The organism is Streptomyces klenkii, from assembly GCF_003626645.1.
Lineage (GTDB): Bacteria > Actinomycetota > Actinomycetes > Streptomycetales > Streptomycetaceae > Streptomyces > Streptomyces klenkii.
The window spans coordinates 337,719-357,260 of the sequence record NZ_RBAM01000009.1 but is presented as its reverse complement, the minus strand read 5'-3'; the positions used below and the strand labels follow the sequence as shown (position 1 = coordinate 357,260).

Below are 19,542 nucleotides of genomic sequence, written 5' to 3'. Positions count from 1 at the left end.
CCCAGGTCCGCGCCTTCAGGCCCCAGCCCCCGGCCGCGCCTTCAGGCCTCACCCGCGGGTCGCGCACACCACGAACGCCCGCATCGACTCGCTGCCGGTACTGGTGTTCGTGCCGCGCGTGACCCATTGCGGGCCCTGCGCAAAGGAGTCGGTGAGGTAGATGCGGTGCGCGGAGGTCTCGCCGCCACCGCCGACCGGCACGTGCCCGGCCGGACAGACCGCCACGGCGGGGGCGTTCGCCCCCGGCCCGACTTCGACGGGGTCGCCGAAGACGTGCAGGAACCCCCCCGACTCCTCCGCACCGGCATCGACGGCCTGTTGCGGGCCCGCGTGGGGCGTGGAGGCGAAGCCCTGCGTCTTTTCGTGCTCGCTGTACGCACCCTGCCCACTGCGCGCACCCTGCTCGCCGTACGCACCTTGCTCGCTGTACGCACCTTGCTCACTGTGCGCGTCGGCGGTCGCCACACCACAGACAAGGGCGGCAGCAGCCGCACACGCAAGGCTGGCGATACGTTTCATCCTGACCCCCTCGAACGCCCGGAACCACTGATTCCACAATGCTACGTAGAGTGTTGCGGCGGTGACAAGACGTAGTGGCGGTCACTCCCTTCCCGGACTGCTGGAAGGGTGGACCCCATGAGCACCACGAACCACCAAGCGCAGCAGGCGACCGCGGCCGCCGCCCGGGAGCGGCTCGCCGGATACCGGCGCCGCTTCGACGCCCGCTTCGAGGCGTACTTCGACTCCCTCGCCGGCAACTTGGACACCCCGCCGCTCAGCCGCTTCACCCCCCGCTGCCTGGACCTCCTGCGAGACCTCTCCCTGCGCGGCGGCAAGCGCCTGCGCGTCGCGCTCCTGTACGAGGCGGCCCGGCTGGTGACCGACGAGGAACCGGCCGGCCTGGCGGAAGCCGCGCTGAGCATCGAACTGCTCCAGACGCACGGGCTGGTCCACGACGACATCATCGACGACGCCCCCGTGCGCCGCGGCGGCCCGTCCACGTACTACGCCTACCGCCGGGAGTTCCCCGAAGACCCCGGGACCGCGCTGGGCCTCGCCGTGCTGGCGGGAGACCTCGCCGCCTTCCTGTCGATGCGGATCCTGCTGGAGGCCGACGCGCCCGCCGCGCTCAAGCAGGCCATGCTGGAGGTGCAGTTGGGCGCCGGCGCGGAGACCGTCGCCGGCCAGATCATCGACCTGGAACGCGACTTCGAGCCCCTCCCCTCCGAGGAACTGCTGCACACCGTCACCGAGTACAAGTCCACCCGGTACTCCATCCTCGCCCCCTTGCGGCTGGGCCTGCTGGCCGCGGGAGAGGACCTGGCCGGCCACGACGAACGGCTGCGCCGGTACGCGACCCTGGCCGGCATCAGCGGGCAGATGCGCGACGACTACCTCGACCTCTTCGGCGACGAGCACACCACCGGCAAGTCCCCGGGCTCCGACATCCGGTCCGGGCGGCGCAGCTACGCCGTCCGCGCCGTGCTGGCCGCCGCGACCACCGCGGAGCGCGCGGTGCTGGAGTCCGCGCTGGGCGACCCGGACTGCACGGCCGCCACGATCGACCGCATACGCGGCATCGCCCGGGACCACGGAGCCGACGCCGGACTCCGCTCCGCCATGCGGCGCTACGCCGAGGACGCCGCCGCCGAAGCCTCCGCCTGGCGGCCGCACTGGCGCGCGGAAGCCGTGTCCTTCTTCGAGGGACTGCCCTTGTGGAACGTACAGCGCACGCAGTGACCGCGGTCAGCGTGTACGTGCTCACCCGCCGGGAATGGCTGAGCCATACGGGCGCCCCATGACTGGCAGCCCTCATCGGGCCCGAGGATGCTGGAGCGTGTCGTACGGCACGGGAGAGCGGGAGCGGGCACGTGAGGGCACCGGGCACGGAGCGCACCACGGTCGGGCGCTGGTGCCTGCGCCACCTCCAGTGGATGCCCGCCTTCCTGCTCGTCGGGGGCGCCGCCCTCGACTACAACACGCCCCCGCACTTCAGCGCCGAGGCCTTCTACACGGCCGCGCCGATGTCGGCCGCCGCGCTGCTGTCGCTGCGGGCGACGATCCTCGCCGCCCTCGGCGCCTGCGCGGCCGACACCGCGCTGCTGATCCACTTCGGCTTCCTCGGGGACTCCGGCGGGCGGAGCGAGCTGGCGACCGTCGCGACGGTCTCGGCCTTCGCCATCGTCGTCAACCGCCTCATGTACTACAGCGACGTACGGCTGCAGTCCGCGCGCAGGGTCGCCCTCGCCGTGCAGCGCGCCGTGCTGCCGCAGCCGCCGGCCTCGATCGGGCCGCTGCGGATCGCCGTGCGCTACCAGTCGGCCGTGAGGGAGGCGCAGATCGGCGGTGACCTCTACGGCGTGCAGGACACCCCGTACGGCGTACGGTGCCTGGTCGGCGACGTGCGGGGCAAGGGCATGGACGCGGTCAAGGCCGTGGACGTCGCCGTGGGGGTGTTCCGGGAGGCCGCCGACGACGAGCCCGCGATCACCGCGATCGCGGCCAGGCTGGAGCGGGCGCTGCGCCGGGAGGCGGACCGGCGGGCGGGGGTCGAACGGACCGAAGGGTTCGTCACGAGCGTGCTGGCCGGCATCCCGCACTCCGGCGACGAACTGCAACTGCTCAACCGCGGCCACCCGGCGCCCCTGCTGCTGCACGGCGGGCGGGCGCGCTACGCGGAGCCGTCCGAGCCGGCGCTCCCCCTGGCCCTGGCCGATCTGGCCGACCTGGGCGGCGTCGAGGGCCGGACCGACACGGTGCCCTTCCCGCCGGGGGCGACGCTCCTGCTGTACACCGACGGCCTCACCGAGGCACGGGACCGCGCCGGGGTCTTCTACGACCCCGGCGCCAGGCTGTCCGGGCAGGAGTTCTCCGGGCCGGACGCCCTGCTCGACGCGCTCCTCGCCGACGTCGGCCGCCACACCGGCGGCTGCATCACCGACGACCTGGTGCTGCTTGCCATCACCCGTGACGGCCCCGAGGACGAGGTCGCCTAGCAGCGCACGCACGCGCGGAGGGGTCACTCCTGCGGGCGAGCCGTGCCCGTCACCCATTAGGGTGCCCGCATGGCGCCCGTGATCCTTTTCTGCCGCGACCCGCTCCACCCCCGGCGGGCGGACCCGCACTTCGCGGAGGACGTACGGGCCGCCCGCGAGGCGGGGCTGCGGACCGCCCTCCTCGACCACGACGCGCTGCTCGCCGGGGACGCCGGTGGCGCGGTCCGCGGCGTCCCGCGCGGGGCGGGCGACGCCTGGTACCGGGGCTGGATGGTCCCCTCCGGGCGGTACGCGGAGCTGGCGGGCGCGCTCGCCGCCCGCGAGGTCACGCTGCTGACTCCGCCGGACGCCTACCGCTGCGCGCACGAACTCCCCGGCTGGTACGCGGCCTTCACCTCCGTCACACCCGCCAGCGTGTGGCTCCCCGCCGGGCCGGGCCGCGCCCCGGGCGCCCCGGAGCTCGCCGCGCTCGCGGCACCGCTCGGCGGCGGGCCCGGCATCGTCAAGGACTTCGTCAAGTCCCGCAAGCACGAGTGGCACGAGGCCTGTTACGTACCCGACCTCGCCGACGCGGACCGGCTGGCCGCGGTGGTGGCCCGCTTCGTCGAGCTCCAGGACGCCTTCCTCGCGGGCGGCGTCGTGCTCCGCGCCTTCGAGCGCTTCACCGGTGCCGGGGAGGCTCGCGTGTGGTGGGTGGACGGCCGGCCCGTCCTCGTCACGGCTCACCCCGACCACCCCGACCGGCGGCCGGAACCCGCGCTCGACGCCGTAGCGCCCCTCGTGGCGGCACTCGGCTGCCGCTTCGTGACCACCGACCTCGCCCGGCGCGAGGACGGGGAGTGGCGCGTGGTGGAGGTCGGCGACGGCCAGGTCAGCGACCTGCCCCGGGGCGCCGCTCCGGAGCCGCTGTTCCGGGCCCTGGCCTCGGCGGACACCGCGCTGTCCGCGGACACGGCGCACGAGTAGCCTTCCGCCATGCTGACTGGTGATCTTGTACGGCTCCGGGCCCTCGAACCGTCCGACGCCGGGACGATGTGGCGGTGGAACAACGACCCCGTGATCGGGCGCTGGATGTTCGGCGGCCACCCGGAGTCGCTGGCACAGATCACCGAGCGCTTCGCGAGCCTCCCCCGGAACTCGTACGCGAGCACGTTCCTCGGCGTCGAGCCGCTCGGCGAGCAGCGGCTGATCGGCTCGGTGCGGCTGCGCGACGCCGCGCCCGAGACCGGATCGGCCGAACTCGACCTCCGCATCGGCGACAAGAACTACTGGGGGCGCGGCTACGCGACCGACACCGTGCGCGTGATCTGCCGGTTCGGCTTCGACGAGCTGCGCCTGCACCGCATCTCCCTGACGGTCGTCGCGGACAACGAGTCCGCCCGCCGCGTGTACGAGAAGACCGGCTTCGTCGAGGAGGGGCGGCAGCGGGAGTGCTTCCGCCGCGACGGCAAGTGGCACGACATGATTCTCATGGGGCTGCTGGAGGGCGAGCTGCGCTGACCGCGCGGCGGCCTCGCCGGCTGCTGTGGCCGCTGTGGCTGCTCTGCCGCTGTGGCCGCGCTCGGAAAATCCCGGCGGGAGGGGACGGGCAGGAGCGAGGATGGGCCGATGGATGCCCCCCTGCGCGCTCATTCGTTCAATGCGGCCGCCGGCCAGTACGCCGCGAACCGCCCCTCCTACCCGCCCGCCCTCCTGGACGCCGTCGAGGAGCTCGCGGGCCGTCCCCTCGCCGGTGCGCGCGTCGCCGACGTCGGCGCGGGCACCGGGATCGCCACGGCCCTGCTGCGCGAGCGCGGCGCGGAGGTCGTCGCCGTCGAGCCGGGGGACGGCATGGCCGCCCGGTTCCGCCACGAGCTCCCCGGCGTGCCGGTCGTCCGGGGCGACGGCAATGCCCTGCCGCTCGCCGACGCGTCCGTCGACCTCCTCACGTACGCACAGTCCTGGCACTGGACGGACACCGCCCGCTCCGTCCCCGAAGCGCTGCGGGTGCTGCGGCCGGGCGGTGCGATCGCCGTCTGGTGGAACACGACCGCGCTCGACGTGCCGTGGCTCGCCGCCCAGCACGAGCGGATCGCACGCCACACCGGTACGGAGCCGCCGTCCAGGGAGCCCGACGACCGCCGTGCCGTCCGGGGCGCCGGCTTCGAGGGGCTGCCCTGCGTGCGCCGCCACGTGCGCTGGAGCCGGACCGTCCCGCTCGACGTCCACCTCGCCAACATCGGCAGCCACTCGGCGTTCCTCGTGCTCGGTGAGGCCGGTGCCCGGGAGTTCCTCACCGCCGAGCGCGGCCGCCTTCGTGCGCTCTTCCCCGGCGAGGAGATCGAGGAGACCTACGTGGTCGACCTGCTGGTGGCGGGGCGCCGGCTCCCTGCCGCTTCTTCCCCTGCCGCTACCTCGCCGTGAAGGTGAGGCAGTCCGCCGAGGCGCCCAGGGCGGCCACCGTGATGCCGGGAGCCTGGCACTCCAGTCCGACGTTGTGCAGGCACCCGGCCATCTTGCAGGCGCCGACCCGGCCGACGGACGAGGAGTCGCCGCCCTTCGAGGGAAAGACGAAGTAGGTGTCGCAGTGGGCGTGGGCGGAGTCGCCCACGGTGATCGCGAGGGCGTGGCAGGCGCTGTCCTGGTTGTAGGCGCACTCGTCCACCTGACACACGCTCACCTGGGGCATTTCCACGGCGCTTCTCCTCGGCATGACGTCCCGGCCGGCCACGGTCCGTTCCCCCGACGCCTTCCTCGGGCGCCGGAGGGTGACACCGGTGGCTACGGGTGTTCACCCGGAAGCCGGATCGCGCCGCTGCGCGGCAGGGGTCAGGCGCCCTGCTCCATCCCCCTCGCCTACTTCTCCTGCTGCTCCTGCTTCTCCTTGATGCGCGCGGCTTCCTTGCGGACCTCGGCCTGGGTGGCGCGCTCGCGCTGCAGCCACTCGGGCATCTCGTCCTTCAGCGCGTCGATCTGCTCGGTGGTGAGGGGGTCCGTGATGCCGCCCCGGGCGAGGCCCGCGATGGAGACGCCCAGCTTCGACGCGACCACCGGGCGGGGGTGCGGGCCGTTGCGCCGCAGGTCCTGGAGCCACGCGGGCGGGTCGGCCTGGAGCGCGTTCAGCTCATTGCGCGTGACGACCCCGTCCTGGAACTCTGCGGGGGTGGCCTGGAGGTACACACCCAGCTTCTTCGCCGCGGTCGCGGGCTTCATCGTCTGGGTGGTCTTGTGCGACGTCATGACGTCAAGGGTATTCGAGCATGTGCGCTACCTCGACCACGACCGGTAGCCTGGCGGAGTGACAGGCTCGGAAGTTTCCCCTTCGTTCCGGCTCGCCTATGTCCCGGGAGTGACGCCCGCCAAGTGGGTGCGAATCTGGAACGAGCGGCTGCCCGACATCCCTCTGCACCTCGTGGCGGTCCCCGCCGCCGAAGCGTGCGACGTGCTGCTGGGCGGCGACGCCGACGCGGGTTTCGTCCGGCTGCCGCTGCCGGCCGAGCGTACGGACCTCAGCGCGATCCCGCTGTACACCGAGACCACGGTCGTCGTGATCCCCAAGGACCACGTCGTGGCGGCGGTCGAGGAGGTCACCTCGGAGGAGCTGGCCGACGAGATCGTGCTGCACCCCCTCGACGACGTGCTCGCCTGGGAGGAGCTGCCGGGGCGGCCCGCGTTCGAGCGCCCGGCCACGACCGCGGACGCCATCGAGCTGGTGGCGGCGGGGGTGGGCGTCCTCGCCGTCCCGCAGTCGCTGGCCCGCCTGCACCACCGCAAGGACCTCACGTACCGGCCGCTCACGGACGCCCCGCAGTCACGGGTCGCCCTGTCGTGGCCCGAGGACGCGACCACCGACATGGTCGAGGACTTCATCGGGATCGTCCGCGGGCGCACGGTCAACAGCTCGCGCGGCCGCACGCAGCCCGAGGCCAAGACCCAGGCCAAGGCGTCCAAGGCCCCGGCCAAGGGTGGCCAGGCCAAGGCGCAGCCCAAGGGGAAGCATCCCGGAGGGGGCGGCGCCCAGCGCAAGGCCGCGGCCGGCAAAAGCTCGCGGGGCGGATCCGGCGCCGCGAAGCGCGGCAAGCCCCGCCGCCGCTCGTAGCAGCGCGTGGCGGAGGTCACACTCCGGGCGCGGGGGTATTGAAGGGCACCGTCCGCCACGGGCCGTCCGGGTCCGTGGTCAGGGCGCGGTGCGCGTCGAGGACCGTCGTGTACCAGGGGCCGAACTCTTCTTCGTCGAAGTGCAGGCACCGGCCGAGTATGTAGCCGGCGGAGAACTCCTCCCACGAGCCGTACGCGGCCTGGGCGGCGCCGGACGCGCGCTCGATCGCCGCGTGCGTCTCGGCCTCCGTGGCGTAGCGCGCGCCCCGGCCCCAGCGGGCCATCTTCGAAGCCCTGCCGATGTCCCAGGCCGCGACCGTACGCACGAAGCCGTCGGGCGGCAGGAGGCCGTCGGCGCGGAACCGGGCCTCGTAGCGCAGCACCTGGCCCACGAGGCCGCGCAGGTGCGCCACGAACCCGGCGAAGTCGGGGTCGCCGGCGGCGGTGCCGCTCTCCTGGGCGCGGGCGCGGGCCGTGGCCTCGACGGTGTCGCGCCACTGCCCCGGGTCGAGGCGGCCGCCGCCCTGCGCGCGGAGCAGCGCGGTCCGCGCGCCCAGGACGAAGTCCCAGTACCAGGGGCTCACGTCCTGGCCGAGGAGGCGCTCCTCGGTGCTGATCCAGTCCTCGCGGCTGTGCACGCCCCAGTCGTCGGCGATCCGCTCGGTCTCGCCGCGGTAGCCCATGCCGTGCCAGTGGAGGGTGTTCCACGCGTCGCCGTTGCGGAAGCACAGGTGCGCGCCGCAGGCCAGGCCGTGCAGCAGCGGGCCGGGGGCGGGGGCGCCGGTGCGGCGGGTCACGACGCGGTCCATCAGCTCGTCCGGGTGGAACAGCTCGTGGTGCAGGTCCAGCCACACCTCGCGTTCCTCGTCGCTGACCAGGAAGTACTGCTCGCAGGGCGTGGCCGCGTTGACGGCGAGGACGTCCACGCCGCCGGGGACGATCTGCGCGAGCGCGCCGAGCGTCGCGTACTCGTAGACGAGGAACGGGTGCGGGCGCGGCAGCAAGCCGGGCGTATAGACCTGGAGAACGGTCCGCCCGTCCGGCGTCTCGATGGTCAGCATGGGGTGCGCGTCGCCGGCGGCGGCCTGCGCCTCGTCGAGGCGCACCGGGTAGTAGACGCCCTCGATCGCGAGGGTGCGCAGGTAGGCGTAGGAGTCGTCGGACCTCGTCACCTTGTACAGATACTGCTCCACGTCGGTGGGCGCCTGCCAGCGGACGCCGTCCTCCGGCGCCTGGACGAAGGGGAACAACTCGTCGTGCGCCTCGTCCTGGGCTGCGGCGTACATGGGGCTCCTCAACGGTTCGGCTCAAGATCGCCCGAGTACGGTAACGGTGCCGATCCCAAAGCCGAGAAGAGGGGCCGCAGGCCGGGTCAGGCCGTGAAGCGGCGGGCGTAACGCTTTTGCCAGGGGGTTTCTACGGCGTGGGGGTCGTAGTGGTGGCGGACGTACTGCACGGCTCGGGCAGCGGGGACGCCGTCCAGGATCGCCAGGCAGGCCAGGGCCGTGCCGGTGCGGCCGCGGCCGCCGGCGCACGCGATCTCTACGCGTTCGGTCGCGGCCCGTTCCCACGCCTCGCCGAGGACCGTGCGGGCCTCGGCGGGGCTGCTGGGCAGCCGGAAGTCGGGCCAGCGCAGCCAGGCGGCCTCCCAGGGGACTTCGGGAGGCCGCTTTCCCAGCAGGTAGACCGCGAAGGCGGGCTCCGGGCCCGCGGGGAGGGGGTGGCGCAGGCCGCGGCCCCGGATGAGGCGGCCGGAGGGCAGGCGCAGGATCCCGGCCGTGCCGGCCGTCCACGTCTCGGTCACGCCGCCGAGGTTACGCCCAGGCGCTCAGGACGTCGGCGGCCGTGTGCTCGCCGGGCGCCGGGGCCGGGGCCGGGGCGGTGGCGGGGGTGCGGCTGAAGCGGGGGGACGGGGCGGGCTGGTGCGCGCCGGCCACGTCCACGAACGTGTCGCGCTCGCGCAGGGCCGGGTGCGCGGCGGCCTCGGCCGGGTCCAGGACGGGGACGACGCACGCCTCGTGCTCGTCGAAGACCTTGGTCCAGTGGTGGCGGGGGTGTTCCGCGAAGGCCGCCGCGAGGAGGCCGCGCAGGGCGGGCCAGTTCGCCTCGTCGGCGCGGTCGGGCAGGGCGGCCGGGTCGAGGGCGAGGCACTCCAGCAGCGTGTCGTAGAAGCGCGGTTCGATGGCGCCGACCGCGACGTACCGGCCGTCCTGGCAGGCGTAGGTGGTGTAGAAGGGGGCGTCGGTGACGGTGGACATGCCCGGGAGGTCCCGCCACTGACGGGTCATCACGTCCAGTATTGCGGCGCCGTCGACCATCGCCGCGTCGACGACCTGTCCGCGGCCGGAGCGAGCGCGCTCGTGGAGGGCGGCCAGGATGCCGAGGGCCTGGAGCATGCCGCCGCCCGCAAACGTGGACAGATAGGTGGTGGGAGGGGCCGGCGGGCCCCCGGCGGGGCGGTCGCCGTCCAGGAGTCCGGCCATGGCCAGGAAGCTGATGTCGTGGCCGGGCCGCGCGGCCCAGGGCCCGGTGCGGCCCCAGCCGGAGAGGCGGGCGTAGACGAGGCGCGGGTTGCTCTCCATGAGCGCGTCGGGGCCCAGGCCGAGCCGTTCGCACATGCCGGGGCGCAGTCCCTCCAGGAACACGTCGGCCCGGCCGGCCAGGGAGCGGACGGTGTTCAGGTCGTTCTCGTCCTTGAGGTTCACCGCGACCGAGCGGCGGCCGCGGCCGAGGGGGTCGGCGGCCTGGTGACGGCCGCCGGGGCGGTCGATGCGTACGACGTCCGCGCCGAGGTCGGCGAGCAGGGTGGCGGCGTAGGCGGTGGGGGCGCCGGCGGCGAGTTCCACGACGCGGAGGTTGTCCAGGGGGCCCATTGCGGGTTCCTCACTTCTCTTCTGAGCAATGCGTCTGTTCTGAGTGGTTCGGTTCGGGGTTCCGTATGGCCTGCCGGCCGTCTCGTTTCCTAGGTTCCGGGTGTTTTCCCTTTCTGTTTCTCCGGTCGTGAATGGAGTGTTTTTCCGTGGGAGTTGTGTACACAGCCGACGTCGTGTCGGCGGGGGACGGCCGCAACGGCAGCGTGCGGTCGTCGGACGGTGTCCTGGAGCTGGGTCTGGCCTCGCCCAAGGAGGTCGGCGGCCCGGGTGGCGCCACCAACCCGGAGCAGTTGTTCGCGGCGGGTTACGCGGCGTGCTTCCACAGCGCTCTGCGGCTGTCGGCCCGCGAGGCGAAGGTGGCCCTGGCGGAGGACACGGTGTCCGCGCGGGTCCACCTGGAGCGGGACGAGAGCGGGTACTCGATCAGCGCCGACCTCGTCGTCGCGCTGCCGGGCGTCCCGGAGGACGTCGCGCGGTCCCTGGTGGAACAGGCCCACGGCCGCTGCCCGTACTCCAAGGCCGTACGTGACAGCATCCGGGTCGGCATCTCGCTCGCGCCCTGACCGCCTCGCGCCCTGACGGCTCTTGAGGGGCTCCGCCGCTGCCGGGTCCGGTGTTCGCACCGGGCCCGGCAGCGGCGTCGTGCGCGCCTCAGGCGGGTTCCGCCGCCGCGGCGGCCTTGGCGGCCGCGGGCAGGGCGGCCAGCACCCGGTCCACGGCGCGGTCGTCGTGGGACGCCGACACGAACCACGCCTCGAACGGCGACGGGGGCAGGTACACGCCCTGGCGCAGCATCGCGTGGAAGAAGGCGCGGTAGCGGTGCGCCTCGGTGGCCTTGACCGCGTCGTAGTCGGTGACGGGCGCGGAGGCGAAGAAGACGGAGAACATGGTGCCGGAGTACTGCAACCGGTGGGCGACGCCTTCGGCGTCCAGGGCCTGCGAGACGTGGCTGCCGATGGTGGCGGAGACCGTCTCCAGGCGCTCGTAGACCTCGGCGGTGCAGTGGCGCAGCGTGGCGAGGCCGGCGGCGGTGGCCACGGGGTTCCCGGCGAGCGTGCCGGCCTGGTAGACGGGGCCGACGGGGGCGAGGTGCTCCATGACGTCGGCGCGGCCGCCGAACGCCGCGGCCGGGAAGCCGCCGCCCATGACCTTGCCGTACGTGAAGAGGTCGGCGGCGACGCCGTCGCGCCCGTACCAGCCGTCGCGGGCGGCGCGGAAGCCGGTCATGACCTCGTCGGAGATGAAGAGCGCGCCGTGGCGCCGGCAGAGGTCGGCCAGGCCCTGGTTGAAGCCGGGCAGGGGCGGGACGGCGCCCATGTTGCCGGGGGCGGCCTCGGTGATGACGCAGGCGATGTCGCCGCCCTGGTCCGCGAAGACCTTCTCGACGGCGGCGAGGTCGTTGTAGGGCAGGACGATGGTGTCGCCCGCCTGGGCGCCGGTCACGCCGGGGGTGTCGGGCAGGGCGAAGGTGGCGAGCCCGGAGCCGGCGGCGGCCAGGAGGGCGTCGACGTGGCCGTGGTAGCAGCCGGCGAACTTCACGATCTTCGTACGGCCGGTGAAGCCGCGGGCCAGGCGGATCGCGGACATCGTCGCCTCGGTGCCGGACGTCACCAGGCGCACGCGCTCGACGGGGGCGACGCGGTCGGCGATCTCCTCGGCGAGGGCGATCTCGCCCTCGGTGGCGGTGCCGAAGGAGGTGCCCTTGGCCAGGGCCCCGCGGACGGCGTCCATGACGGCGGGGTGGCGGTGGCCGAGGATCATCGGGCCCCAGGAGCAGATCAGGTCGACGTACTGGTTGCCGTCGGTGTCGGTGAGGTAGGGCCCCTGGGCGGAGGCCATGAACACGGGGGTGCCGCCGACCGAACCGAAGGCTCGTACGGGGGAGTTGACGCCGCCGGGAATGACGGTGGCCGCACGGGCGAACAGCGTCTCGGACATGGGGGTGGTCATGACACGGGCCTTTCACAAGGAGAGTTCACAGGCAAAAACAGAAGAAAGGGGAGCCGGCGGCGCCGGGGCCGCCGGCTCCGGGATCCATCAGTCGGCGGCGGGCGCGGCCACCGTGTACGCCGCGTCGAGCACCACCGCCCCCGCGCCCTCCTTCAGGACGCGCACCGGGTTGAGGTCGAGCTCGAAGCCCTCGGGCCAGTCCTGGACGGCGAGGGCGACGTGCTCCAGGAGGCGGGCGAGAGCGGCGGTGTCGGCGGCGGCCGTGCCGCGGGCGCCGTTGAGGAGGGCCGCGCCGCGCAGTTCGGCGATCATCGCTTCGGCGTCGCCGGGGGCCAGCGGCAGCAGGCGGTGGCTGACGTCGTCGAGGACCTCGGTGAAGATGCCGCCGAGGCCGACGGTCAGGACGGTGCCGAGGGCGCTCGTGCGGGCGCCGACGATCATCTCCACGCCGGCGGGGGCGAGTTCCTCGACGAGGACGTCGCCGCCGAGTGCGGCGAGCTTGCCGTACGCCTCGGGGGCCTCCTGCTCGGTGATGCCGACGAGGACTCCCCCGGCCTCGGACTTGTGCAGCAGCCCGGGGACGACGGCCTTGGCGACGGCGCGGCCGCCGAGTTCGGCCACCAGGCGTGCCGCGTCCTCGGCGCCGGTGACGATGCGGCCCTTGGGGACGGTGGCGCCGGCGGCCGCGAGGAGCGCCTTGAGCTGCGGCTCGCCGGCGTCCGCCGCGGGGGCGGGGGCGCCGGGTCCGGCGGGGGCGGACGTGGCGGTGCGCGGGCGGCTGACCTGCCAGAGGGCGGACGCGGCGCGCAGGGCGCGGGCGGGCGTGGGGTAGTCGGGCAGGCCGGCCTCGCGGAGCTGGGCGGGTGCGTCGGGGGCGAGGAAGTCGGCGCCGGTGCGGGCGACGAGGATCGGCTTGCCGCCCTTGCGGGCGGCCTTGGACAGGGCGGTGACGGCCTTCTCGACGTCGGGGCCGGCCATGACGCAGAAGCAGGCGATGATGATGTCGACGGCGGGGTCGGCGATCAGGACGTCGAGGGACTTGTCGAAGAGCGAGGGGTCGCTCAGGACGGTGGCGGTGATGTCGACGGGGTTCTCGACGGCGCCGAAGGGCGGGACGATCTCGGCGAGCGCGGCGGTGCTCTCCGGGCTGAGGGCGCTCAGTTCGAGGCCGGCGTCCTCGACGGCGTCGGCGGCGAGGATACCCGAGCCTCCCGAGGTGGTGACGACGGCGACCTTGGGGCCCTCGGGACGCAGGGGGAACTCGAAGGCCTGGGCGACGTCGAGGAGTTCGTCGATGTCGTCGACGCGGACGATGCCGAGCTGGCGCAGGGCGGCGTCCAGGACGCGGTCGTCGGTGGCGAGGGCCCCGGTGTGGGAGGCGGCGGCGCGGCCGCCGGCCTCGGTGCGGCCGGACTTCAGGAGGGCCACGGGCTTGCCGGATTCGGCGAGGGTGCGCAGCGTGGCGATGTCCGGGGTGTCCTCCAGGTAGCCGAGGAGGCCCGTGCACTCGGGTTCGGCGGACAGTTCGCGCAGCACTTCGAGGGCGGTGACGTCCGCGTCGTTGCCGGTGCTGACGACCCATCCGGGGCGCAGTCCGCGCTGGAGGGCGAGGCTGGCGGCGCCGAAGCCGAGGGCGCCGCTCTGGCTGACGAAGGCGAGGGTGCCGGGCTCGAAGGGGACGCTCTCGGCGCCGAAGAGGGGGCTGAAGGTGGCGAGGACGCGGTTGTTGAAGCTGACGGCGCCGATGCAGTTGGGGCCGATGAGGCGCAGCCCGCCGGCGCGGGCCCGGGCGACGAGGCCGGCCTGGAGGGCGGTGCCCTCCTCGCCGGTCTCGGCGAAGCCGGAGGAGGCGATGATGGCCAGGGGGACGCCGGCGGCGACGCAGTCGTCGACGGCGCCGGGGACGCGGTCGGCCGCGACCATGATCAGGGCGAGGTCGACGGGCCCTTCGACGTCGGTGAGGGAGGCGTACGCGGGGACGCCCAGGACCTCTCCGCCGCGGGGGTTGATGGGCAGGATGCGGCCCTTGTAGCCGTGGCGCAGCAGGAAGTCCATGGGCTTCCTGCCGAGGGCGCCGGGGCGTTCGGTCGCACCGATGACGGCGATGGATTCGGCGTTCCAGAGGGCGGATATTGCGCTCATGCCATGATCTCCTGGGCGGCGGCGGGGGTGGTGACGGTCGTGGTTGCGGCGGGCGAGGTGGCCGCGTCAGCGGCCGCGCGGAGGCCGGTTTCAAGGGCACCGGCTTCGGGGGCGAAGAGGGCGCGCAGGGCGTCGACGTAGACGTCGCCGTCGGGGGCGCCGGCGAGCCGCCGGGCGCGGACGGTGGGCTGGTGGAGCATCTTGTCGACGATGCGCCGGACGCTGTGGGCGACTTCCTCCTGGGCGGCGCTGTCCATGGCGTCCAGGCGGCGGCTGAGCCGGTCGAGTTCGGTGGCGGTGGCCTCGGCGGCGCTGGTGCGCAGGGCGGCGAGGATGGGGGTGGCGCGTGCGGCGCGGCGGGCCGCCTTGAAGGCGGCGACCTCGGTGTCGACGATGCGGTGGGCGGACTCGACGCTGGCGACGGAGAGTTCGTCGTCCCCGCCCTCGGCGGCGATGCGCTGGAGGTCGACCAGGACGGTGCCTTCGACTTCGGCGACGCCGGCCTCGATGTTGCGGGGCAGGGAGAGGTCGAGCAGGTACAGCTCGCGGCCGGCCCGGGCCGCCATGGCGTCGGCGACGTGCCGGCGGGTCACCAGCGGGACGGTGGAGGCGGTGCAGCTGACGACGACGTCGACCTCGGTCAGGAGCCGGGGGATGTCCTCCAGCGGGTATCCGGTGCCGCCCGCGGTCTCGGCCAGGCGCTGGGCCTTGTCGGGCGTGCGGTTGGCCATGTGGACGGTCCGCAGGCCGGAGCGGCGCAGCGCGGCGAGGACGACGCCGCCGAAGGAGCCCGCGCCGACGACGAGGGCCGTCTTGCCGTCGAGCGAGCCGACGAGGCGTTCGAAGAAGGCGAGTCCGGCGGTGGCCAGGGAGCGCCCGGCCTCGTTCAGGCCGGTCTCGTTGCGGGCGCGCTTGCCCGCGCGCAGGGCGGCCTGGACGGCCTGGTTGAGGGTCTTGCTGGCGGTGCCGGTGCGCTGGGAGCGGTCGAGGGCCTCCTTGACCTGGCCGAGGATCTGGTCCTCGCCCAGGACGACGGAGTCGAGGCCGGCGGCGACCTGGAAGAGGTGGCGCAGCGCGTCGTCGGCGGAGCGCACGTAGGCGTACGGGGCGATCTCGTCGGCGTGGACGCCGGTGTGCCCGGCGATCAGGCCGGCGACGGCGGGCGCGGGGTCGGTGCCGGGGTCGGCCTCCAGGTAGACCTCCATCCTGTTGCAGGTCGACAGGACGAGGGAGGAGCCGAGGCCCGGGGCGGCGGCCATGTCGCCGGCCAGGTCCTCCAGCGGGCGCGGGGTTTCGTAGAGGCGCTCGAGGAGGTCGAGCGGGGCGGTGGCGTGGCTGATGCCCACGGCCATCAGCCGGCTGTCTTCGGATGTGTGTCGTTCCAGGGCGGGTGTGTGTCGTTCCACGGTCGGTGCACCTTGGTGTGTGGTGTGTGGCGGGCGGGAGGCGGGGCGCCTGCCGGCCGGGCGGAGGGGGGCCGTCCCGGCCGGCAGGAGAGCGAGGTTCGCCGCGCGAGGCGCAAAGGGAGCGAGGCGCGGTGAGCGGTGAGCGGGAGCGCGGACGACGGGTCAGCGGCCCACGCGCGGGGCGAACTCGGTGGCCCAGTACGTGATGATCTGGGAGGCGCCCGCGCGGTGGATGGCGGTGAGGCTCTCCACGATGGTGCCGTCGCGGTCGATCCAGCCGCGCTCGGCGGCTGCCTCGATCATCGAGTACTCGCCGGAGACCTGGTAGGCGGAGACGGGCACGTCGACGCGGTCGGCGATGAGGCGGACGATGTCGAGGTAGGCCAGGGCGGGCTTGACCATGACCATGTCGGCGCCCTCGGCGAGGTCGAGGTCGACCTCGCGCAGCGACTCCCGGATGTTGCCGGGGTACTGCTGGTAGGTGCGCCGGTTGCCCTGGAGGGAGGACTCGACGGCGTCGCGGAAGGGCCCGTAGAAGTGGGAGGCGTACTTGGCGGAGTAGCCGAGGATCGCGACGTTGTGGTGGCCGGCCTGGTCGAGGGCGGCGCGGATGTGGCGGACCTGGCCGTCCATCATGCCGCTGGGGGCGACGATGTGGGCGCCGGCGTCGGCCTGGACGACGGCGGCCTCGGCGTAGAGCAGGACGCTGGCGTCGTTGTCGACGTCGCCGTCGGCGCCGAGGACGCCGGTGTGGCCGTGGGTGGTGTACTCGTCGAGGTTGATGTCGCCGATGACGACGGTCGCGTCGCCCACCTCGGCGGTCACGTCGCGCAGGGCGGTCTGGAGGATGCCGTCGGGGTCGACGGCTCCGCTGCCCCGCTCGTCCTTGTCCTTGGGGATGCCGAAGAGCATGACGCCGCCGACGCCCGCGGCGACCGCCTCGGCCGCGGCCTTGCGGAGGCTGTCGCGGGTGTGCTGGTAGACGCCGGGCATGGAGGGGATGGGGCGGGGCTCGGTGATGCCCTCGCGCAGGAACAGCGGCTGGATGAGGTTGTTGGCGTTGACCTGGGTCTCGGCGGTCAGGCGGCGCAGCTGGGGGGTGCGGCGCAGCCGGCGGGGCCGGTGCAGCGGGGCCGCGGCGGGGGTGCTGGCGGGGGCGGGGCCGAGGGTGGAGTGGGTGTTCATGGGGTCTTTCACGCTCCCTGGAGGGTCGAGCCGAGGAATACCTTTTCGAGGTGGTGCGCGATGTCGGAGGGCGGGCGGTGGAACCAGTAGCCGGCGGTGGAGCGGGCGAAGATGCCCGTCCGGCCGAGCTCCGTGGTGAGTTCGGCGAGCTTGACGGCCAGGCCCGCGGGGTCGACGACGGGCATGCCGGCGAGTTCGCGGACGCCGAGGTGCCAGAGGATCTCGTTGGGGATCCCCTCGGCGGGGACGATCACCTCGGCTCCGGCGGCGCGGGCGCGCTCGGCGGCTTCGGTGTAGACGGTGAGGAAGGGGTCGCAGTCGCCGTCGAGGGCGCGGTGGACGCCGTCCCAGCCGCCGGGGACGACTTCGTACGCGGCGAGGTGCGCGTCGAGGCCGTAGCGGGTGATGTTGGCGCGGATGGGCTCTTCGAGGGGCGGCATGAAGCCGAGGAGCCCGAAGCGCTGGCCGGTCATGGCGGAGAGGAAGAAGGCGCTCTCGCCGTAGCCGAGGGTGGGGATGCCGGCGAGGTGGCGGGCGTCGCGCAGGCCGGGGTCCTGGCCGGCGGCGGTGATCCAGGCGTCGTAGCCGGCGCGTTCGGCGCGCACCGCGGCGTGGGCGAAGTGCTGGGAGAACAGCACCTGGGCGGCGTGGTGGCCGACCAGGCCGAAGGGGGTGTTGTCGGGGTAGGTGTCGGCGGGCAGGGTGTGGATGTCGATGACGGTGCCGGGGGCGGCGATGGCGTCGAGGTGGTCGCGGTACCACTGGTCGAGGAGGGGGATGCGGCCCTCCACGGTGTGTTTGTGAAACCAGATGCGCATGGGGTTCCTTTGGCAGGTGACGTTCCATCAGATGAGCGGGCGTGCCCGTGAGCCGAGGGATGGGTGACCCGTGACGGGCCGGAGGCTCGGGCGGCGGCCGGCGGCGGCTCAGGCCGCCACGCGCCGGCCGCGGGGAGCGCAGTCCAGCAGCGACGCCTTGACGAGGAAGTCGGTGCGGGCGTCCGCGTCGGCGGTCATGCGGCCGATGTCGTCGAGGGCGGCGCGCAGGGCCGCGGCGTCGTCGATGCCGGCGGTGCGGGCCTCGCTGCGCGGGATGACGGCGTCCTGGACGACGGCGCGGCGGGCCGCGGCGACGGTGGTCAGGGAGCGGTCCCCGGCCTCGCCGCGGTACAGGCGGATCAGGGCGCGGCCGTAGGCGACGGCGTCGTGCAGGCCGCAGTTCATGTTCATGCCGCCCGCGGTGGAGGTCAGGTGGGCGGCGTCGCCGGCGAACAGCACGCGCCCGGCCCGGAACTGCGGCAGGACGAAGGCGGCCAGGCGGTACGTGTGGGCGTCGCGGACGCGGACGCGGGAGTCGAGGCCGGGCAGGCTGCGCGCGACCAGGGCGTGCACGGCCGCGGGGGCGGTGACGTGCTCGCGGGGGGTGGTCGCGGGGATGCGGTGGATCAGGCGCCAGTGGTCGGGCATGCCCAGCACGCTGAAGGAGGTGCGCGCGTCGCGGACGTACGTCAGCGGGGACAGGTCCGGGACCAGGGAGTCGAGCGGGGTGTCGGTGACGATGCGCAGGGCGTAGGAGGGGTAGGGGCGGGCCCGGGAGTCGAGGTGCAGCAGGTCGCGGACGGTGCTGCGGGCGCCGTCGGCGGCGATGACGTGGCGGGCGGTGAGCGGGGCGCGGGCGCCGTCGGGGCCGCGGGTCCACACGCGCAGGCCGTCGGGATCCTGGCGGAGGTCGAAGACGGTGTGGCCGAAGGCGACGTCGGCGTGCGGGTGGCGGCCGAGGGCGGCCAGGAGCAGCGGGGTCAGCCGGGACTGTTCGGCGTGGACCCGGTAGGGGTGGGCGGTGCGGCCTTCGAGGGGCGCGTAGGGCAGGCGGTGCAGGAGGTTCCGGTCGAGGTCGCGCCACTGGATCTCGGTGACGTCGCGGCCGGCCGCGCGCAGGGGTGCGGCGATGCCGAGTTCGTCGAGGAGGTCGAGGGTGGCGGGGTGGAACGTCGAGGCCCGGGAGGCGGTCGACAGGTGGCCGGCCGCTTCGAGGACGGTGACCGGCACGCCGCCGTGGGCCAGGACGAGGGCGGCGGTGAGTCCCACGGGGCCGGCGCCCACGACGACGACCCGGTGCCGGCGTGGGTTCATGCCCGGCTGCCGGCGCGGTCGGCCAGGCGCCGCAACGGCCGGGGCAGGGCGCCGTCGGGGCCGGCGGGCGTGGCGTCGGTGTGCTTGAGGGCCCACCGGGCGGCGCAGATGTTGGAGGTGAGCAGGGTGCGGTCGTTGCCGTCGCCGATGCGCTCCAGCGCCTCGAAGGTGAACATGCCGGTGCCGGTGAACAGCAGGGTGGCGTCCGGGGCGAGGTCCGCGGCACCGACCTGGCGCACGAGGTCGCCGGTGGTGACGTCGTACGGGGAGAAGCGCTCGCCCGCCCGCACGGGGACGACCCGGGTGATGTTCAGGCCGGCCTTTTGCCAGTACTGGGCGGAGAGGTCGGTCAGCCACGGCTCGTACGGGGAGACCAGCACGATGTCGGTCAGGCCGAGGTCGGCGCACGTGTCGAGGGTGGCCAGGGTGGAGGAGGCCACGGGGTAGCCGGCGCGCTGCGCGATCTCGTCGCACAGTTCGCGGTCGCCGTCGGGGTCGAGGAGGTAGTGCGAGCCGCTGCACGCGACCGCGACGGCGTCGAGGGCCAGTCCGCCGAACCCGGCGATGACGTCGGGCAGTTGCTCGTTGTAGACGTCCAGGCGCTCGCGCAGGGTGCGGCCGGGCAGGACGGGGAAGCGGGAGGTGTGCAGGTGCATGGCCGGGGCGGTGAGCCGGGCGATCTCCGGCTCGGCGGCGGCGTTCCCGGACGGGACGACGACGCCGAGGCGCGCGGTGCTGTGCATGGTCATGGAAGGAAGCCCCCAGGTGTACGGAATGGCGG

General features: G+C 74.0%; 20 protein-coding genes. 7 read left to right on the top strand and 13 right to left on the bottom strand.

Going from position 1 to position 19,542, the window contains the following annotated elements; genetic code table 11:
- Window positions 1-48: 48 nt before the first annotated feature.
- Entirely contained in the window at window positions 49-519 is a 471-nt protein-coding gene (locus D7231_RS23365; RefSeq protein ID WP_120757461.1) for a hypothetical protein, read from the bottom strand.
- 117 nt (window positions 520-636) lie between these two features.
- On the opposite strand from D7231_RS23365, the gene D7231_RS23360 reads away from it, so the two are divergent.
- The 5 genes from D7231_RS23360 (at window position 637) to D7231_RS23340 (ending at window position 5,399) form a co-directional block, all read left to right on the top strand.
- Window positions 637-1,740 (top strand): polyprenyl synthetase family protein, encoded by a 1,104-nt coding sequence (locus D7231_RS23360; RefSeq protein WP_120757460.1) that lies wholly within the window; start codon window positions 637-639, stop codon window positions 1,738-1,740.
- A gap of 131 nt (window positions 1,741-1,871) precedes the next feature.
- Window positions 1,872-2,996, top strand: coding sequence for a PP2C family protein-serine/threonine phosphatase (locus D7231_RS23355; protein WP_241999870.1), 1,125 nt, complete (start codon window positions 1,872-1,874; stop codon window positions 2,994-2,996).
- Between the two features lie 69 nt (window positions 2,997-3,065).
- The gene (locus tag D7231_RS23350) at window positions 3,066-3,962 is read left to right on the top strand and encodes an ATP-grasp domain-containing protein (protein ID WP_120757459.1); all 897 of its coding nucleotides are present in this window, start codon (window positions 3,066-3,068) and stop codon (window positions 3,960-3,962) included.
- A gap of 9 nt (window positions 3,963-3,971) precedes the next feature.
- On the top strand, window positions 3,972-4,496 hold the full coding sequence (locus tag D7231_RS23345) for a GNAT family N-acetyltransferase (protein WP_120757458.1): 525 nt from the start codon (window positions 3,972-3,974) through the stop codon (window positions 4,494-4,496).
- Window positions 4,497-4,604: 108 nt separating this feature from the next.
- Window positions 4,605-5,399: a class I SAM-dependent methyltransferase gene (locus D7231_RS23340; RefSeq protein ID WP_120757457.1), complete on the top strand. Its 795-nt coding sequence runs from the start codon at window positions 4,605-4,607 to the stop codon at window positions 5,397-5,399.
- Here the strand turns inward: D7231_RS23340 and D7231_RS23335 are convergent.
- Together D7231_RS23335 and D7231_RS23330 are read right to left on the bottom strand one after the other, a co-directional pair.
- Window positions 5,386-5,664, bottom strand: a complete 279-nt coding sequence (locus D7231_RS23335) for a DUF1540 domain-containing protein (protein ID WP_228774164.1) — start codon at window positions 5,662-5,664, stop codon at window positions 5,386-5,388. The two genes, D7231_RS23340 and D7231_RS23335, sit on opposite strands and share 14 nt — an antisense overlap.
- Before the next feature lie 167 nt (window positions 5,665-5,831).
- The gene (locus D7231_RS23330) at window positions 5,832-6,215 is read right to left on the bottom strand and encodes a DUF5997 family protein (RefSeq protein WP_120757455.1); all 384 of its coding nucleotides are present in this window, start codon (window positions 6,213-6,215) and stop codon (window positions 5,832-5,834) included.
- Between the two features lie 58 nt (window positions 6,216-6,273).
- Here D7231_RS23330 and D7231_RS23325 point away from each other — a divergent pair, with 58 nt between their 5' ends.
- Window positions 6,274-7,074, top strand: coding sequence for a LysR family transcriptional regulator substrate-binding protein (locus tag D7231_RS23325; RefSeq protein WP_120757454.1), 801 nt, complete (start codon window positions 6,274-6,276; stop codon window positions 7,072-7,074).
- Between the two features lie 16 nt (window positions 7,075-7,090).
- On the opposite strand, the gene D7231_RS23320 is transcribed toward D7231_RS23325, so the two are convergent.
- The 3 genes from D7231_RS23320 to D7231_RS23310 all read right to left on the bottom strand — a co-directional run bounded on the left by D7231_RS23320 (window position 7,091) and on the right by D7231_RS23310 (window position 9,946).
- Complete coding sequence (locus tag D7231_RS23320; RefSeq protein ID WP_120757453.1) at window positions 7,091-8,359, bottom strand: DUF1266 domain-containing protein; 1,269 nt, start codon at window positions 8,357-8,359, stop codon at window positions 7,091-7,093.
- Between the two features lie 86 nt (window positions 8,360-8,445).
- Window positions 8,446-8,877 (bottom strand): protein-tyrosine phosphatase family protein, encoded by a 432-nt coding sequence (locus D7231_RS23315; RefSeq protein ID WP_120757452.1) that lies wholly within the window; start codon window positions 8,875-8,877, stop codon window positions 8,446-8,448.
- A 10-nt stretch (window positions 8,878-8,887) separates the two neighbouring features.
- Window positions 8,888-9,946 carry a CaiB/BaiF CoA transferase family protein gene (locus D7231_RS23310; protein ID WP_120757451.1) on the bottom strand — a complete coding sequence of 353 codons (1,059 nt, stop codon included), beginning with the start codon at window positions 9,944-9,946 and terminating at the stop codon, window positions 8,888-8,890.
- Window positions 9,947-10,092: 146 nt separating this feature from the next.
- Between D7231_RS23310 and D7231_RS23305 the strand changes: the two genes are divergently transcribed.
- The gene (locus D7231_RS23305; RefSeq protein ID WP_120757450.1) at window positions 10,093-10,509 is read left to right on the top strand and encodes an organic hydroperoxide resistance protein; all 417 of its coding nucleotides are present in this window, start codon (window positions 10,093-10,095) and stop codon (window positions 10,507-10,509) included.
- 88 nt (window positions 10,510-10,597) lie between these two features.
- Here the strand turns inward: D7231_RS23305 and hemL are convergent, their stop codons facing one another.
- From hemL to D7231_RS23270, 7 genes are all read right to left on the bottom strand, one after another.
- Entirely contained in the window at window positions 10,598-11,896 is a 1,299-nt protein-coding gene (gene hemL, locus D7231_RS23300) for a glutamate-1-semialdehyde 2,1-aminomutase (RefSeq protein WP_120757449.1), read from the bottom strand.
- 87 nt (window positions 11,897-11,983) lie between these two features.
- Window positions 11,984-14,038, bottom strand: a complete 2,055-nt coding sequence (locus tag D7231_RS23295; protein ID WP_120757448.1) for an acetate--CoA ligase family protein — start codon at window positions 14,036-14,038, stop codon at window positions 11,984-11,986.
- Window positions 14,035-15,444 (bottom strand): glutamyl-tRNA reductase, encoded by a 1,410-nt coding sequence (gene hemA, locus D7231_RS23290; protein WP_241999869.1) that lies wholly within the window; start codon window positions 15,442-15,444, stop codon window positions 14,035-14,037. Before hemA ends, D7231_RS23295 begins: the two co-directional genes overlap by 4 nt.
- Window positions 15,445-15,606: 162 nt before the next feature.
- Entirely contained in the window at window positions 15,607-16,629 is a 1,023-nt protein-coding gene (gene hemB / locus D7231_RS23285) for a porphobilinogen synthase (RefSeq protein WP_120757446.1), read from the bottom strand.
- 8 nt (window positions 16,630-16,637) lie between these two features.
- The gene (locus D7231_RS23280) at window positions 16,638-17,447 is read right to left on the bottom strand and encodes an aspartate/glutamate racemase family protein (protein WP_120757445.1); all 810 of its coding nucleotides are present in this window, start codon (window positions 17,445-17,447) and stop codon (window positions 16,638-16,640) included.
- Window positions 17,448-17,555: 108 nt separating this feature from the next.
- Window positions 17,556-18,761 carry an FAD-dependent oxidoreductase gene (locus tag D7231_RS23275; protein WP_120757444.1) on the bottom strand — a complete coding sequence of 402 codons (1,206 nt, stop codon included), beginning with the start codon at window positions 18,759-18,761 and terminating at the stop codon, window positions 17,556-17,558.
- Window positions 18,758-19,510 carry a maleate cis-trans isomerase family protein gene (locus D7231_RS23270; RefSeq protein WP_120757443.1) on the bottom strand — a complete coding sequence of 251 codons (753 nt, stop codon included), beginning with the start codon at window positions 19,508-19,510 and terminating at the stop codon, window positions 18,758-18,760. Before D7231_RS23270 ends, D7231_RS23275 begins: the two co-directional genes overlap by 4 nt.
- Window positions 19,511-19,542: the final 32 nt, after the last annotated feature.